The sequence below is a fragment of the Planococcus sp. 107-1 genome (assembly GCF_021513255.1).
Taxonomy (GTDB): domain Bacteria; phylum Bacillota; class Bacilli; order Bacillales_A; family Planococcaceae; genus Planococcus.
In genome coordinates, this window is record NZ_CP090977.1 from 1,464,531 (window position 1) to 1,480,968 (window position 16,438).

Annotated in this window: 13 protein-coding genes and 3 pseudogenes; 15 read left to right on the top strand and 1 reads right to left on the bottom strand. The window is 47.3% G+C overall.

Annotated elements, in window-relative coordinates; all coding sequences use genetic code 11:
• Positions 1 to 2: 2 nt before the first annotated feature.
• Positions 3 to 872, top strand: a complete 870-nt coding sequence (gene pheA / locus L0M13_RS07755; RefSeq protein WP_235198999.1) for a prephenate dehydratase — start codon at positions 3 to 5, stop codon at positions 870 to 872.
• A gap of 216 nt (positions 873 to 1,088) precedes the next feature.
• On the opposite strand, the gene L0M13_RS07760 is transcribed toward pheA, so the two are convergent.
• Positions 1,089 to 1,622: a transcription repressor NadR gene (locus L0M13_RS07760; RefSeq protein WP_235199000.1), complete on the bottom strand. Its 534-nt coding sequence runs from the start codon at positions 1,620 to 1,622 to the stop codon at positions 1,089 to 1,091.
• Between the two features lie 126 nt (positions 1,623 to 1,748).
• Between L0M13_RS07760 and ruvA the strand changes: the two genes are divergently transcribed.
• The 14 genes and pseudogenes from ruvA (at position 1,749) to dtd (ending at position 16,415) form a co-directional block, all read left to right on the top strand.
• Positions 1,749 to 2,345, top strand: a complete 597-nt coding sequence (gene ruvA, locus L0M13_RS07765; RefSeq protein WP_235199001.1) for a Holliday junction branch migration protein RuvA — start codon at positions 1,749 to 1,751, stop codon at positions 2,343 to 2,345.
• A 19-nt stretch (positions 2,346 to 2,364) separates the two neighbouring features.
• A pseudogene (gene ruvB / locus L0M13_RS07770) lies at positions 2,365 to 3,360 on the top strand (Holliday junction branch migration DNA helicase RuvB).
• 25 nt (positions 3,361 to 3,385) lie between these two features.
• Positions 3,386 to 4,438, top strand: a complete 1,053-nt coding sequence (gene queA, locus L0M13_RS07775; protein WP_235199002.1) for a tRNA preQ1(34) S-adenosylmethionine ribosyltransferase-isomerase QueA — start codon at positions 3,386 to 3,388, stop codon at positions 4,436 to 4,438.
• Positions 4,435 to 5,577, top strand: a complete 1,143-nt coding sequence (gene tgt, locus L0M13_RS07780; RefSeq protein WP_235199003.1) for a tRNA guanosine(34) transglycosylase Tgt — start codon at positions 4,435 to 4,437, stop codon at positions 5,575 to 5,577. Before queA ends, tgt begins: the two co-directional genes overlap by 4 nt.
• Before the next feature lie 34 nt (positions 5,578 to 5,611).
• Positions 5,612 to 5,887 (top strand): preprotein translocase subunit YajC, encoded by a 276-nt coding sequence (gene yajC / locus L0M13_RS07785; protein ID WP_235199004.1) that lies wholly within the window; start codon positions 5,612 to 5,614, stop codon positions 5,885 to 5,887.
• Between the two features lie 139 nt (positions 5,888 to 6,026).
• Positions 6,027 to 6,347 (top strand): post-transcriptional regulator, encoded by a 321-nt coding sequence (locus L0M13_RS07790; RefSeq protein ID WP_235199005.1) that lies wholly within the window; start codon positions 6,027 to 6,029, stop codon positions 6,345 to 6,347.
• Between the two features lie 65 nt (positions 6,348 to 6,412).
• Positions 6,413 to 8,690: pseudogene (gene secDF, locus L0M13_RS07795) on the top strand (protein translocase subunit SecDF).
• Positions 8,691 to 8,779: 89 nt separating this feature from the next.
• Positions 8,780 to 9,124, top strand: a complete 345-nt coding sequence (locus tag L0M13_RS07800) for a LapA family protein (protein WP_235199006.1) — start codon at positions 8,780 to 8,782, stop codon at positions 9,122 to 9,124.
• A gap of 84 nt (positions 9,125 to 9,208) precedes the next feature.
• Positions 9,209 to 11,554: a single-stranded-DNA-specific exonuclease RecJ gene (recJ, locus tag L0M13_RS07805; protein WP_235199007.1), complete on the top strand. Its 2,346-nt coding sequence runs from the start codon at positions 9,209 to 9,211 to the stop codon at positions 11,552 to 11,554.
• Positions 11,545 to 12,057, top strand: coding sequence for an adenine phosphoribosyltransferase (locus L0M13_RS07810; protein ID WP_235199008.1), 513 nt, complete (start codon positions 11,545 to 11,547; stop codon positions 12,055 to 12,057). Before recJ ends, L0M13_RS07810 begins: the two co-directional genes overlap by 10 nt.
• A 73-nt stretch (positions 12,058 to 12,130) precedes the next feature.
• A complete protein-coding gene (locus tag L0M13_RS18500; protein WP_311195640.1) occupies positions 12,131 to 12,799 on the top strand; it encodes a glycosyl hydrolase family 28-related protein in 669 nt (222 codons plus the stop codon).
• 26 nt (positions 12,800 to 12,825) lie between these two features.
• Positions 12,826 to 13,671, top strand: a complete 846-nt coding sequence (locus L0M13_RS18505; RefSeq protein WP_311195641.1) for a hypothetical protein — start codon at positions 12,826 to 12,828, stop codon at positions 13,669 to 13,671.
• Positions 13,672 to 13,773: 102 nt separating this feature from the next.
• Positions 13,774 to 15,965, top strand: a pseudogene (locus L0M13_RS07820) (RelA/SpoT family protein).
• Between the two features lie 9 nt (positions 15,966 to 15,974).
• Positions 15,975 to 16,415: a D-aminoacyl-tRNA deacylase gene (gene dtd, locus L0M13_RS07825; protein ID WP_235199009.1), complete on the top strand. Its 441-nt coding sequence runs from the start codon at positions 15,975 to 15,977 to the stop codon at positions 16,413 to 16,415.
• Positions 16,416 to 16,438 lie beyond the last annotated feature (23 nt).

Below are 16,438 nucleotides of genomic sequence, written 5' to 3' on the forward strand. Positions count from 1 at the left end.
GGATGGCTGAAAAAAGTTTGAAAAACCGAATTTCTTTTTTAGGGCCGGAAGCGTCTTTTACGCATTTGGCAGCTTCACGTGTCTTTCCGAGCAGCACATTGGTTCCATTCACTTCCATTCCTGAATGCATAGAAGCAGTGGCAGAAGGCAGCGTCGAGTATGCTGTCGTGCCGCTGGAAAATGCATTGGAAGGATCTGTTCCGCTGACAGTGGATTATTTATTCCACGAAGCGCAATTATACGTGGTGGCAGAAGTGCTTTCTCCGATCAGCCAGCATTTATTGGTGCATCCGGAAAATGCAGGGGCAGAATCATTGGAAGCAATCTATTCACACCCACACGCATTGGCGCAATGCCATAAATTTCTTTACTATACATATAAAAACACACCGCTTGAGCAATACAGCTCAACAGCAGCAGCTGCGAAAATGGTCAGTGAGATACCGGAACGGAATATTGCGGCGATTGGCAATGAATTTTCAGCCGAGAAATACGGCTTGACGATTCTGCAGCGCGATATCCATGATTTCCATTTCAACCATACCCGGTTTTTCGTGTTGTCGAAAACCAATCACCGCCTGGAAGATTCGAGCCACGAAGGCCAAGTGAAAACGACCTTGATGATTTCGCCGCCAAAAGACGACCGTTCCGGCGTGCTTCACCAGGTACTTTCTGTCTTTGCATGGCGCCAGCTTAACTTGAGCAAAATCGAGTCGCGTCCGCTAAAAACCGGCCTCGGCAATTATTTCTTCATCACGGACGTCTTAGAAGACGAACAGGCACCGATGATGCGAGGGGCGTTCGAGGAACTCACGGCACTTGGCTGCGAAGTGAAAAGTCTGGGGTCGTATTATACGTATAAGAGCGAGTGATAAAATCCGCGGCGATGGCGCCGTGGGATTTTTTCTGCCTAGCAGCGGTTTCTGCAAATAAAGTAAGGGATTGCGCAAATAAACTCGCTTATCCCGCAAACAACAATGCAGATTCCGCAAATAAACTAAGTTATTCCGCAAACAACAACACCATTTCCGCAAATAAAAGAAAAAATCCCGAAACCGGCGAACGGTTTCAGGATTTCCAGCATGAATTTATTCATTTTCCTCCAGTAAAAAGCCGTTTTCGCGCATCGCCGCAATCGCTTGTTCAAGCATCGCAACATTCGGTGCAGTAATCGTATGAAGGTGGGTGCCGCCGGTCAGCTCCAACAAATAACTTGCGCCGGTCTCACGGACGCGCTGCATGAAGGCGTCGACTTCTTGATGGTTCGAAACATGGATGCCGGCAGTGAGTTCACCGTAGACCGGATGTTCGACGGATACGTCTTTAACCGTTACGCCGGTCGAAACGAGAACTTTCAATTCGCGTTCCGTGTCATCCGGCTGGTGGTGGCAGGCGATGGTCCGGCTGATTTCTTGGTTCGCCTGATTGTTCATATAGAGGTAGCCTTGACTCGTCGCGATGATCGGTTCATTCTTTGCTTTTAACAGCGTCATGTCTCCGACAATCACTTGCCGCGAAACATTCGCAAAAGCTGCGAGTTCGCCGCCGGTCAACGGTTCTTCGGCTATTTTTAATTTTTCCAGCAGGATTTGGCGCCGCTGTTCGCCGTAAAGTTTTTTCATGGGAATCCTCCAGCTTTTTTAAATGATTTCTTCTATTTTACCACGGACGTTTTCGGAACGGGTTTGTTTCGTAAAAAGGGAACAAATATGCTATAATCAATAGGTTAAATTGAAGGGGCGAATAGAATGTACGATTACATAAAAGGGACGGTTACGCGAGTGACGCCCGAATATTTGGTAGTGGAACAGCAAGGCATCGGCTGGCAGATTTTTGCGCCGAATCCGTATTCGTTCGGATCGGATGAGCTGCAGGTTTTCCTGCATCACCATGTCCGTGAAGATGCGCAATTATTATTCGGCTTCCCGACCTTGGAGCAGCGCGAATTATTCCGTAAACTGATTTCTGTCTCCGGCATCGGTCCTAAAGGTGCTCTTGCGATCCTAGCAAGCGGTCAGCCGCAGCACGTCATTGAAGCGATCGAACGGGAAGATGAATCGTATTTGGTGAAATTCCCGGGCGTCGGAAAGAAAACGGCCCGCCAGATGATCCTCGATTTAAAAGGGAAGCTCGCGGAATTCTTCGGCGAGCCGCTTGAATCGGATAACTTCCAAGGCTTATTGTCAAATGACGATATGGAACTTGAAGAAGCGATGCTTGCACTCGGTGCTCTCGGCTATTCTGAGCGCGAAATTGCGAAAGTGAAGCCGAAACTGAAAGACTTGGATCTGGATACGGAAGGCTATATGAAGAAAGCTTTGCAATTATTATTGAAACAAAACTGATGAAAAGGAGGCGAACGGCATGGAAGAACGCGTAATTGGCGGTGAAATTTCCGAATTTGACGAACGCTTTGAACAGTCGCTGCGGCCGCAGTTTTTATCCCAGTATATCGGCCAGCAAAAAGTAAAGCACAGCCTGGAGATATTTATCGAAGCGGCGAAAATGCGCGAAGAAAGTCTGGACCATGTGTTGTTGTACGGGCCTCCCGGACTCGGTAAAACAACGCTTGCTGCGGTTATCGCCAATGAAATGGCGGTCAACGTCAAAATGACGAGCGGCCGCGATTGAACGTCCCGGGGATTTGGCGGCGATTGTGTCGTCTTTAGAACCGGGCGACGTCTTATTCATTGATGAGATCCACCGCTTGAACCGGTCGATCGAAGAAGTGCTGTATCCGGCAATGGAGGATTTCTGCCTCGATATCGTCGTCGGAAAAGGGCCGACTGCACGGTCTGTGCGCCTTGATTTGCCGCCGTTCACTTTGATCGGTGCGACAACTCGGGCAGGTGCTTTATCTGCGCCGCTTCGAGATCGTTTCGGGGTGCATGCGCGCCTTGACTATTACGATACCGAATCACTCACGGATATTGTGATCCGGAGTTCGCAGCTATTCGAAGCGGAGATCGATCCGCATGCGGCTGTTGAAATTGCCCGGCGCTCCCGCGGACGCCGCGTATTGCAAACCGTTTATTAAAACGCGTCCGTGATTTTGCGCAAGTGCGCGGCAACGGGACGATTACAGAAGAAATGGCATCGCAAGCACTTGAGATGCTGCAGGTCGATCCGCTTGGCCTCGACCATATTGACCATAAATTAATGATGGGCATGATCACACGCTTCCGGGGAGGCCCGGTTGGACTGGATACGATTGCCGCAAGCATCGGGGAAGAATCGACGACGATCGAAGATGTCTATGAACCTTACTTGCTGCAAATCGGTTTTATCCAACGGACGCCAAGAGGCCGCGTCGTCACCCATACAGCATATGAGCATTTCAATATGGAAATGCCTGAATGACTCCAAATGAAGGAAGTTTTTTGACATGAATGTTAATGATTTTGATTTCCACTTGCCAGAAGAATTGATTGCCCAAACACCTTTGCTTGACCGGACTTCGAGCCGGCTCTTAGTAATGGATAAAGAAACTGGCGCCATCACGCACCGCCATTTCCGGGATATTACCGAGCATTTAGAAGCTGGCGACACCTTAGTTTTGAATGACACACGCGTGCTTCCGGCCCGTTTAATGGGCGTTAAAGAAGAGACGGGTGCCCATATCGAATTATTGCTGCTGAAGCAAATTGAAGACGATGTATGGGAAACGCTTGTGAAGCCTGCGAAAAAAGTGAAAATCGGAACGGTGATTTCGTTCGGAGACGGACTTTTAAAAGCGGAATGCACCGGCATCCTTGATCACGGCGGACGCCATTTTAAAATGGTCTATGACGGCATTTTCTACGAGATTTTGGAGCAATTGGGCGAAATGCCTTTGCCCCCATATATTCGTGAAAAGCTTGAAGACCAGGAACGCTACCAAACCGTTTTTGCAAAAGAGCGGGGAAGCGCTGCGGCTCCGACAGCAGGCCTACACTTCACAGATGAGCTTCTTGATGAGATCCGTGCGAAAGGCGTCAATATCGCTTTTATTACACTGCATGTCGGCCTCGGCACGTTCCGTCCGGTGTCGGTCGATTCGATCGAAGAGCATACGATGCATGCGGAGTTTTACCGCATCAATCAGGAAACAGCTGAACTGATCAATGAAACGAAAAAACGCGGCAACCGCGTGGTTTCAGTCGGAACGACGTCAACGCGGACCCTTGAAACCGTCGCGAGTAAATTTGGCGGTGAATTGAAAGAAGACAGCGGCTGGACCGATATCTTCATTTTCCCAGGCTTTGAGTTTAAAGCAATCGACGGTTTGATCACGAATTTCCATTTGCCGAAATCGACCTTGGTCATGCTCGTCAGCGCCTTGTCGAACCGTGAAAATATTTTAAATGCTTATAATGAAGCTGTTAATGAACGCTACCGCTTTTTCAGTTTCGGAGACGCGATGTTCATTGAACCACAGAAAAAGGAGACTCATCAATGACGCAAGCAGTATGGTATGAACATATAAAAACATGCAAACAGACAGGTGCCCGCTTAGGGATCGTCCACACACCGCACGGTTCTTTTGAAACGCCTGCCTTTATGCCAGTCGGAACGCAAGCGACAGTGAAAACGATGTCGCCGGAAGAATTGAAAGCGATGAACGCTGGAATCATTTTGAGCAATACGTATCATCTTTGGCTGCGCCCAGGGAATGACGTGATCAAAGAAGCTGGCGGCCTTCATAAATTCATGAACTGGGATCGCCCGATTTTAACGGATTCAGGCGGTTTCCAAGTATTCTCATTAAGTGAATTCCGCAATATCAAAGAAGAAGGCGTTCACTTCCGCAATCACATGAACGGCGATAAATTGTTCTTGAGCCCGGAAAAAGCGATGGAGATCCAAAATGATCTGGGATCCGATATCATGATGGCTTTCGACGAATGCCCGCCGTATCCGGCATCTCATGAATACATGAAGTCGAGTGTGGAACGGACGTCCCGTTGGGCAGAACGCTGCTTAGAAGCGCATGCCCGCAAAAACGACCAAGGTTTGTTCGGAATCGTGCAAGGCGGCGAATACGAAGACTTGCGCCAGCAAAGCGCACGCGATTTGGTTTCGCTTGATTTCCCGGGTTACGCAATCGGCGGGTTGTCTGTAGGCGAACCGAAAGATGTCATGAACCGTGCCCTTGAATTCACAACGCCATTGCTTCCGGAAAACAAGCCGCGCTATTTGATGGGCGTGGGCTCACCGGATTCATTGATTGACGGGGCCATCCGCGGCATTGATATGTTCGACTGCGTGTTGCCGACCCGCATCGCAAGAAACGGGACATTGATGACGAGCACCGGCCGCTTGAATGTGAAAAACGCGGCGTTTAAACGTGATTTCGGTCCGATTGATGAAAAATGCGACTGCTACACATGCACAAATTACACACGTGCTTACGTCCATCATTTGATCCGCACAGATGAAACCTTCGGAATCCGACTTACTAGTTATCATAACCTTCATTTTCTGTTAAACTTAATGGAACAGGTGCGCCAAGCGATTCGTGAGGACCGCCTGGGAGATTTCCGCGAAGAATTTTTTGAAGCTTACGGTTTCAATAAGCCAAACGCTAAAAATTTCTAAACACAGATAGAAAGTGAAAGGGGGAAATTGAAAAATGGATACTTTAATAGCCTTATCACCATTACTATTGATGTTCTTGTTAATGTGGTTTTTCATCATCCGTCCTGCTCAAAAACGCCAGAAAGCAACAGCGAATATGCAGTCGGAATTGCGCCGTGGAGACCGCATTGTCACGATCGGCGGCCTTCATGGCCTAGTCGACGCTGTTGACGATGCAACTGTCTACATCACAGTTGCTGACGGAACGCGTATGCAATTCGAACGCCAAGCAATCGCTCGCGTTGTTGAATCTGCTAAATCGACGATCTAATAAAAATTTCGCCTTCGACTAGAAGGCGATTTTTTTTGAATAATTTAAGCTGAAGATGTTCCAAATACAGAAAAAAGATTGTTCTAAACTTTCCTTCATTCGTATACAATGGAAAAGAACGGCTGAAAGGAGATCTGATATGTTAAAATTTACCGAACAATACGAAATGGTTTTGCCTGCGCTCGAAAGCAAATGTTCGGAATTTCATTATTTCCAATACGATACTTTCACGCCTGAAGATTTGTGGCAATATTGTGTAAAGAAAAAATGGCGGAAAAAAGAAGTTGAAACGATGCGCCTGCACGAAATGGTCAATGACATTATGGAGATGACCGCCTCCGAATTCGTTGCCTATCATCAAGTTGAAGGTTTGAAGGGCGGAAATTGGTTTACGGAAAGCGGACAAGAGGACTTAGAACAGCTGCTTCGTCCATCGAACAAAAAACCAACTTCGATTTGACACGGTTCAGCACCTGTTTCATAATGATAGTGCTGTGTTTTTCACACTGAGGAGGAAAGTTACATATGAAAGCAAGAGGTCGTATTATAGCCTTTTTCTTACTGGTCATCGTACTGATAGGAATGATTGGCACCACGAGTTTACCCATCGCAAAAGACATTAAATTAGGTCTGGATCTTCAAGGGGGATTTGAAGTTCTTTATGAAGTGACTGACCTTGAAGACGGACAGGAAATCACTCAAGATGTTTTAGCAGACACGACGGATGCTTTGCTTAGCCGGATCAACGTACTCGGCGTCAGCGAGCCGGTCATCCAAATTGAAGGGGATGACCGTATCCGTGTCCAGCTTGCTGGGGTGGAAGACCAGGCGACTGCCCGGGAGCTTTTATCCACAGAAGCAAACTTGACTTTCCGCAACGCGGAAGATGAAGTCATGCTTGCCGGCAATGATTTGAAGCAAGGCGGAGCAGCCGCTAACTTCGATGAAAACGGCCAGCCCGTCGTAACACTTGAATTGAATGATCCTGGCAAATTCGCTGAAATCACGAGCGAAATTTCTCAAATGCCGCCGCCAAGCAACGTCTTGGTTATCTGGTTGGATTTTGAAGAAGGCGTGGATTCCTACGCAGCTGAAATGGCGAAGCCTGATCCGAAATTCGTTTCAGCACCACGCGTTTCACAGCGCATCAATTCACCTTCAGTCGAAATTTCCGGTGCTTTTACTGTTGAGGAAACTCAAAACTTAGCCGGTATTTTAAATGCCGGAGCGCTTCCTGTAGCCCTTGAGGAAATCTACTCGACTTCCGTAGGTGCACAATTCGGCGCTCAAGCATTGGATCAAACGGTATTTGCAGCAGCAGTCGGTATTGCGCTTGTCTTGCTGTTCATGTTGGTATATTACCGTTTGCCTGGCCTTATTGCAGTCATCACCTTATCGGTCTACGTTTACCTGATCCTTTTGGTATTCGAAATGATCGGCGGCGTTTTGACGCTTCCAGGGATTGCGGCAATCATGCTCGGTGTCGGGATGGCAGTCGATGCCAATATCATCACTTACGAGCGGATTCGCGAAGAAATGCGTACTGGCCGTTCGATCAAAGATTCGTTTAAAGCGGGGAGCTGCTAGTTCGTTCTCGGCAATTCTGGATGCAAACGTCACGACTTTGATTGCGGCGATCGTGCTCTTCATTTTCGGTACGAGCTCAGTTAAAGGATTCGCGACTCTATTGATCATCTCAATTTTGGTCAGCTTCTTGACCGCTGTTTGGGGTTCTCGTTTGCTTCTTGGCTTATGGGTTCACAGCGGCGTGCTGGATGGCAAATACGGATTATTCGGTTTGCGTAAATCGCTTGTCCATAAACCGGAAGAAAATCTTGAAATTCTGGATTTGTCGACTCGTTTTGACCGTTTCGACTTTGCCCGCAACCGCAATAAATTCTTTATCGCCTCTATTGCATTGATTGTAGCCGGAATGGTTGTACTCGGTGTATTCAGACTAAATCTGGGAATTGATTTCTCAAGCGGTACGCGTGTTGAAATCACTGCGGATTCAGCGCTGACGAAAGAGCAAGTTGAAAGCTTCTTGGATGAAGCTGGATACGAAACAGAAGGCGTTGTTATTTCCGGTGATGATAACAATATCGGAGTTGCCCGTTATACAGATGACTTTAGCCAAGAACAGATCAATGATTTGAAAGCTGTAGCGATGGAAGAATATGGCGATGATCCGAACGTTTCCACCGTTTCTCCTACTGTCGGAATCGAATTGGCTAAAAACGCTATTCAAGCATTGGCTTATGCCGCAATCGGGATCATTATTTATGTCGCATTCCGATTTGAATGGCGCATGGGTGTCGCTTCTATCGTCGCATTGCTGCACGATGCATTCTTCATCATTGCCGTGTTCAGTTTGCTTCGACTGGAAGTAGACATTACTTTCATCGCTGCCGTATTGACCATCGTCGGTTATTCGATCAACGATACGATCGTTACATTCGACCGTATCCGCGAGAATATGAAACGTATGAAGAAAATTGAATCGCTCCATGCTCTAGAAGAAGTTGTCAACAAATCGCTTCGCCAGACGCTTGGGCGTTCAGTGAACACGGTGTTGACCGTTGTATTGGTTGTAATCGCGCTATTGATTTTCGGGGCACCATCAATTACAAACTTCTCGATCGCTTTATTGATCGGTTTAATTGCCGGTACGTATTCTTCTATTTTCATCGCAGCTCAATTATGGCTTGTGTTGAAGAAACGTGAACTGAATAAAAAAGGGCCAATCGACATCGAGAAATTGGAAGAGAAAAGCAAATGGGGTTCTGACGAGCCTGTCGTATAAGCAGGATAAGTTTATAAAGGAAATGGAACAGGGTATAGAGAATATGACCTTGTTCCATTTTTTTATTTATCCGAAAGGGGATAACCCATATGAAATATCAATGGCTCGTATTGTTAGGACTCTTATTTGCTGTAATTATTGCCATCTTTGCGACGGTAAACGTAGACCCTGTACCCGTCAATTACGTATTTGGAGAAGCGGAATGGCCGTTGATACTCGTCATTTTAGCTTCTGCGCTGCTCGGTTTCCTGTTAAGCGGAGTGGTCGGCATTATCCGGACATTCACTTTGCAGCGGAAAGTGAAGGCGCTGCAAAAAGAAATGGCTGTGAAGGAATCCTTGATCGCCACTCAGCAAAATGAAATCGCGGAATACCAGAAAGCCGGCGTGGAGCCGGAAGCGATGATCATCACAGACGAAAAAGCACAGCTTTAATCCAAAACCTTTCGGCGAAACTGCCGAAAGGTTTTTGTCTTGGGAAAATTTCTGTATAATGAACGGGTAAGGAAGTGAATGAGGATGATTGAGTCGAAAAAAAGATGGCGCTTAACGACGCCTGATCAAAATTTAGTAGAAGAAATTCAAAAGGAATTATCAATTTCGTCCGTCTTGGCAAAAATTCTGGTGACGCGCGGCATTACAAGCGCAGACACAGCTAAAAAGTTTATGGCCTTGGACCCAAGCGGCATACATAATCCTTATTTGATGAAAGATATGGATATAGCTGTCGAGCGGATACGCCAGGCCATTGAATCCCAGGAAAAAATTATGGTTTACGGCGATTACGACGCCGATGGAGTAACAAGCACTACAGTCATGATGACGGTTTTAGAAGATTTAGGAGCAGATGCCATATTCAAGATTCCGAACCGGTTCAAGCATGGCTATGGCCCGAATAAGGAATTGTTCCAGCAAGCATTTGACGAAGGCGTTAAATTGATCGTTACAGTCGATAATGGCATATCGGGCATTGACGAAGTGGCATTTGCCAATGATTTAGGCATGGAAGTCATTATCAGTGACCACCATGACATCGGCGACACGATGCCGGACGCACTCGCTATCGTCCATCCGCGGCATCCGGAGGGGCATTATCCTTTTGGTGAACTGGCAGGAGTCGGTGTGGCTTTTAAGATGGCCCAAGCCTTGTACGAAGATGTGCCGGATCATTTGCTTGAACTCGTTGCGATCGGTACCATTGCGGATCTTGTGCCGCTGCATGATGAGAACCGTTTGTTCGTCAAAGAAGGACTTTCGGCGCTTCAAAATTCACCGCGTCCTGCTATCGAAGCTTTGGCAGAAGTGTCAGGCGTCAAGCAGCGTGAAATCACAGAAGAAACGATAGGCTTTATGTTCGGTCCTCGTATTAACGCAATTGGACGGCTGCAAGATGCAGATCCTGCCGTGAAATTGTTCATGACAGAAGATCCAGGAGAAGCGCGGAACTTGGCAGGCGGCCTTGATGTCTTGAATAAAGAACGCCAGGCGATCGTAAAGAAAATAACAGATGAAGCCATAGCTCAAGTGGACCAGCGTTATCCGGACGAGCCGCCCTATGTCATTGTGGTGGCACAGGAAGGATGGAATCCGGGAGTGGTCGGGATCGTTGCATCCAAACTGACGGAAAAATATTACCGTCCGTCCATTGTCTTGTCGCTGAATCCGGAAACCGGAAAAGCGAAAGGTTCTGCACGAAGCATCGACGGCTTCCATCTCTATAACGAGCTTGCGGTTAACCGGGATATTTTGCCGCATTTCGGGGGACACCCGATGGCAGCCGGCATGACGCTCCAAATGGCGCATGTCGATGAACTGCGGGAACGATTGAATCAGCAAGCAAAAGACAGCTTGACGGAGGAAGATTTGATTCCGGTCGTGGAAATTGACATTCCGGTCAGACTGGATGAAATCGATATTGACACGATCGAATCAATGCGCTACCTTGCTCCATTTGGGATGGGCTTTGCGAAGCCGAAGTTTTTCTTGGAAGGTGTGACGGTTTCGTCTATCCGGAAGATCGGTGCCGCACAGAATCATTTGAAGATGGAGCTTGCACAAAATTCAGGAACACTGGATGCGGTAGGTTTTGGCATCGGGCCGATTGGCGATGAATTGACGCCGGATGTGAAAATTGATGTAATTGGCGACTTGCAGATCAATGAATGGAACGGCCGCAAGAAACCGCAATTAATGGTAGAAGATGTGCGGACCGACCAGTGGCAATTATTCGATATCCGCGGCATCCGCCAAGTATCACGCTGGTCGAAGCTGATTCCTGAAAAAGGGCAGGTTTTCCTTGCCTTTAAGCCGGATACAGCAGCCGTTTTCCGAACGCTGATCGATGAGCCCATCTATAGCCCGGAAGCTTTGAGTGGATTGGATGAGCCGAAACACCATTTGGTGCTGCTCGATATGCCGGACACGGAAGAGCAATTAGCCACAATATTGTCGATTTTAAAACCGCAGCGGATCTATGCTCATTTCTATGCAAAGGAATCGCAGTATTTCGAGCAGATCCCTACGCGTGAGCAATTTAAATGGCTGTTTGCGTTTCTTAAAAAGCGGGGGACGTTCGATTTCAAAAAGCATGGCGATGAACTGGCAAAGCATAAAGGCTGGAGCCGGGAGTCAATATTTTTCATGCTGCAGGTGTTTTTTGAACTCGGTTTTGTTACACTTAACAATGGACTTACAGAGCTTGCTGAATCTCCAGGGAAACGTGATTTGTCGGAAGCGCCGATCTACAAGAAGCGGGAACAGCAGATTGCATTGGAACAAAAGCTTTTGTATGCATCTTATAAAGACTTAAAAGAGTGGTTTGATGCGAAAGTATCAGCCAAGGAGGAAGAACAGATATGGATTTAAAGCAGTACGTAACAATTGTTGAAGATTGGCCGAAACCTGGCATCAGCTTCAAAGACATCACGACAATCATGGATAACGGCGAAGCGTATAAATACGCGACAGACCAAATGGTGGAATACGCTAAAACTGTAGACGCAGACATCATCGTCGGCCCTGAAGCCCGTGGATTCATCATTGGCTGCCCGGTAGCCTATGCGCTTGGAATCGGCTTTGCGCCGGTCCGCAAAGAAGGAAAATTGCCGCGTGAAGTGATTCGCGCTGAATACGGCCTTGAATACGGAAAAGATATTTTGACGATGCACAAAGATGCCATTAGACCTGGCCAAAAAGTATTGATCACCGATGATCTTTTAGCGACTGGCGGTACGATCGGCGCTACGATCAACTTGGTTGAACAGCTTGGCGGCGTTGTTGTCGGCTGTGCATTCTTGATCGAATTGACGTATCTGGATGGACGCAAAAACTTAGACGGCTACGACGTCATGACTTTGCTTCAATATTAATCGATTTCTCTCTGCCTTTTGGCAGAGGGATTTTTTTATAGATGCCGGGGTATGGAAAGGAGAGGTGATGGAAATGGAATTAAGCAAATACCACGATCCTGGAAAAAATAAAGAATTGATAGCGGCTATTTTAGACAGTCCACAGCCTTTAGAGGAGACCACAAAAGAAACGATCGAATATTTTAGGTCCTTAAAAAATTCAAAGCCGCTTCCCCTCAACAGCCAGTACCGGAAATCATGGATGGAGCGTTTATGGGCAATGACTGGCAAAAAACATTCAACGCTGGATCCACGCAATTATTCCGTTAAAGTGGTTGCTGATGAAGCTGTACCCGAATGGAAAGGCGGATTAGACAGGGAATATGCGAATCTCGAACGTTCTTTTCAACGAATCGTTAATGTGGAATCTTTCGGCGCAGTTGGAGACGGAATGACCGACTCTACAGAGGCCTTCCGTAAAGCGATCGGCAGCGGCTATGTAGATGTTTTAGTCCCTGCTGGCATATTCATCGTACGGAAAATCGAACTGCCTTCTTGGACGAGGCTCCGCGGAGCAGGAAAAGGGGCGACGGTGATCCGGCTCCACAATGAAGCGCTGAAAAAACAGCGGCTCGTAACCAATAGCAATTATGTGAAGGGCAACCACCATATTTCTGTTGAAAATTTAAGTTTGGATTGGAATGTGGAACGCCTCGGCAATGTTGAAAACACAAGCGCGGCCTCAATCATTCCAGCTGTCTGACTTACGCCCATCTGACATATGGCTGGGTGAAAAACGTCGCTGCATATAACCCGGGGCTGCACTGTTTCGATATTTCGTCTCCTACCTATAACTACGGCGGCGACGGCATCCGGGCGAGAGGCGGCAGCAAGTTTATTTGGCTCGACCGGGCAAGCGGCTATGGATTTGGAGATGACGGCATCACAACCCACCACAGCGATTATATTTTCATATCCAATTCACATTTCTGCGACCCAAGCGGCCGCTCCCATAAAAAAGGCTTTTCCAATTCAAACGGCATCGAAATTGATGATGGCTCCCGTTTTGTCTGGCTGTCGAACAATTCGACAGCGCGCTGCTTCGGCGGACTGGAAATCAAAGCCCACGCCACTTCATCAGCTGCAACCGGTGTTTTTATTTCCGGGCATCTATCGGTTCACGACAACCGGTCGTTCAATTTCCGCCATATCGGGCATCATAAAGCGGAAGATCCGGATTCTCTCAGTGCCTATAATATTGCTGCGCAAAACCTCGTCTCCGTAGCGCCGGTTTTCGCGGATATGTATGCGGGATCGTCTCCGCGCGCATTAGTCGTATCGGGTTTCCGCAACGTCGCCATCAACCGTTTCCGCTTTATCGGGGATCCGAGCTATGATTACGCAAATAATCCAGTTGCGGCCATCCAATATAAAGCGGCAAATGTCTCTCTTGCAAACGGGAAAGTTTCCGGTTTCTGCACCGCTTCGGCAGACATTTCGATTGCAGGCGGAAAGCAGCCGGCAGTAAATGTAAAAGTGGAAAATATCCAATGCATTGCTTCAGCTAAAAAGTCTGTTTCTATCGGAAAAGGAAACAAGAAGGCCATAGTTGACAAAATTAAGGCGGATTTGTGAAACAATTAAAGGATAATTGCAACAAAGCTTTACTTTTACACCTGTTGGTTTTTATAATAGAAAGATATACTTTTCGAAAAATTAAAAGCAAGGTGGGCAATTATGGCGAAAGATTTAGTAAGGACACCTGAAGACGTATTCGAGATGGTTGCGTCTTATATGAATGCCGATCATGTAAAAACAATTAAACGAGCTTATGAAGTAGCGCTTAAAGCCCATGAAGGACAGCTCCGTAAATCCGGTGAACCGTATATCGTCCACCCGGTGCAAGTGGCTGGCATACTCGCAGAACTTCAAATGGACCCAGCAACTGTCGCTGCCGGTTTTTTGCATGATGTTGTCGAAGACACAACAGTCAGCCGTGAAGACATTGTCCATGATTTCGATGAAGAAGTCGCAATGCTTGTAGATGGCGTGACAAAATTAAGCAAGATTAAATACATGTCCAAAGAAGAGCAGCAAGCAGAAAATCACCGCAAAATGTTCGTCGCAATGGCGCAGGATATCCGAGTCATCTTAATCAAACTAGCGGACCGTCTGCATAATCTGCGGACTTTGAAATACCAGTCTGTCGAAAAACAGCGCATGAAAGCGAACGAGACATTAGAGATTTTCGCGCCGATTGCACATCGTCTCGGAATCAATACCATAAAATGGGAATTAGAAGACACAGCCCTTCGTTATTTAAATCCGCAGCAATATTACCGCATCGTCAACCTGATGAAAAAGAAACGCACCGAACGCGAAGAATACTTGAATAATGTCATGGATGAAATCCGCAAGCAGCTCAATGAAGTTGAGATAAAGGCGGATCTTTTTGGACGTCCAAAACATATTTACAGCATCTACCGCAAAATGGCGATCCAAAACAAGCAGTTTAACGAAATCTATGATCTACTTGCTGTCCGGGTGACCGTTGAAAGCATCAAGGACTGCTACGCGGTGCTTGGCATCATCCATTCCACATGGAAACCGATGCCTGGCCGGTTCAAAGATTATATTGCGATGCCGAAACAGAACCTTTACCAATCGCTTCATACAACGGTAATCGGGCCACAGGGCGATCCGTTGGAAGTGCAGATCCGTACAGAAGAGATGCACCGCATCGCGGAATACGGGGTCGCTGCCCACTGGGCTTATAAAGAAGGCAAAAAAGTCGATATGCCAAAGAATACCGTCGATTCACGTTTGACGTGGTTCCGTGAAATCCTGGATTTCCAGAACGAAGCGGATAATGCGGAAGAATTCATGGAATCCTTGAAGTTCGACTTGTTCTCGGATATGGTCTATGTTTTCTCGCCAAAAGGCGATGTGATCGAAATGCCGGCTGGCTCAGTGCCAATTGATTTCGCGTATCGTGTCCACTCGGAAATCGGCAATAAAACCATCGGTGCCAAAGTGAATGGTAAAATGGTCCCGCTTGATACCGAATTAAAGACGGGCGACATTGTGGAAATTCTCACTTCGAAGCAATCGTTCGGCCCTAGCCGTGACTGGCTGAAAATCGCCAAGTCAACGCAGACGAAAAATAAGATCAAGCAATTCTTCAAAAAGCAATTGCGTGTTGACAATGTCCAAAAAGGAAAAGAACTCGTCGAGAAAGAAATCAAAGCGCAGGATTTTATTCCAAAAGATGTGTTGACGAACGAAAACATCAAACGGGTTTGCGAGAAATTTAATTTCGCCGGTGAAGAGGATATGTTTGCGGCGGTCGGCTTTAATGGCATGACTGCACAGCAAGTCGTCAACCGACTAGCTGAGCGCCAGCGCAAAAAACGCGAGCAGGAAGAAGCGATCGAGAAATTGACCGTGGAAATGAAATCCCATACGCCGCGGAAACAAACGGAATCCGGTGTCATCGTACGTGGCATCGACAATATGATGATCCGCTTGTCCAAATGCTGCAACCCGGTTCCAGGCGACAGCATTATCGGGTTTATCACGAAAGGGCGGCGGTTTCTGTGCACCGTGCCGATTGCCCGAATATCCATGCCGATCAGATGGACCGCTTGATCCCGGTTGAATGGGACAATTCCGGCCTTCCGGAAAAGAAAGACTATCAAATTGATATCGAAGTGGAAGCTTATGACCGCACAGGCTTGATCAACGAAGTGATGCAGATGGTTAGTGAAGCGAAAACGACCATCGTTGCGGTCAGCGGCCGCGCCGATTCAAATAAAATCGCGACGATCAACATGACGATCCTGATTCCGCACATTACGCATCTGAACCGGGTAGTGGAACGCATCAAACAAATACCTGATGTCTATTCCGTCCGTCGTGTAACGAATTAAGGAGGAACTATGAGAGTTGTTTTGCAGCGTTCAAAAGAGGCATCCGTGACCGTAGACGGGGAAGTGACGGGTTCGATCCAATCGGGCTACGTCCTGCTCGTTGGCGTTACGCATGAAGATACACAAAAAGATGTCGACTACGTAGCAGGTAAAATTGCCCAATTGCGTTTGTTTGAAGACGAAGACGGCAAGATGAACCGTTCGATTTTGGAAAATGGCGGAGACATCTTATCGATTTCACAGTTCACGCTTTATGGTGATGTGAAAAAGGGGCGGCGTCCAAGTTTTATCCAAGCGGCACGCCCGGAAACGGCTGAACCGATCTGGGAAGCGTTCAACGATGCATTGCGGAACAACGGTTTGAAAGTCGAAACCGGCGTTTTCGGTGCGATGATGGATGTGGAACTCGTCAATGACGGCCCTGTAACGATCGTAGTGGAATCGAAATGACAAAATCGGCTCGAAGGGAAGAT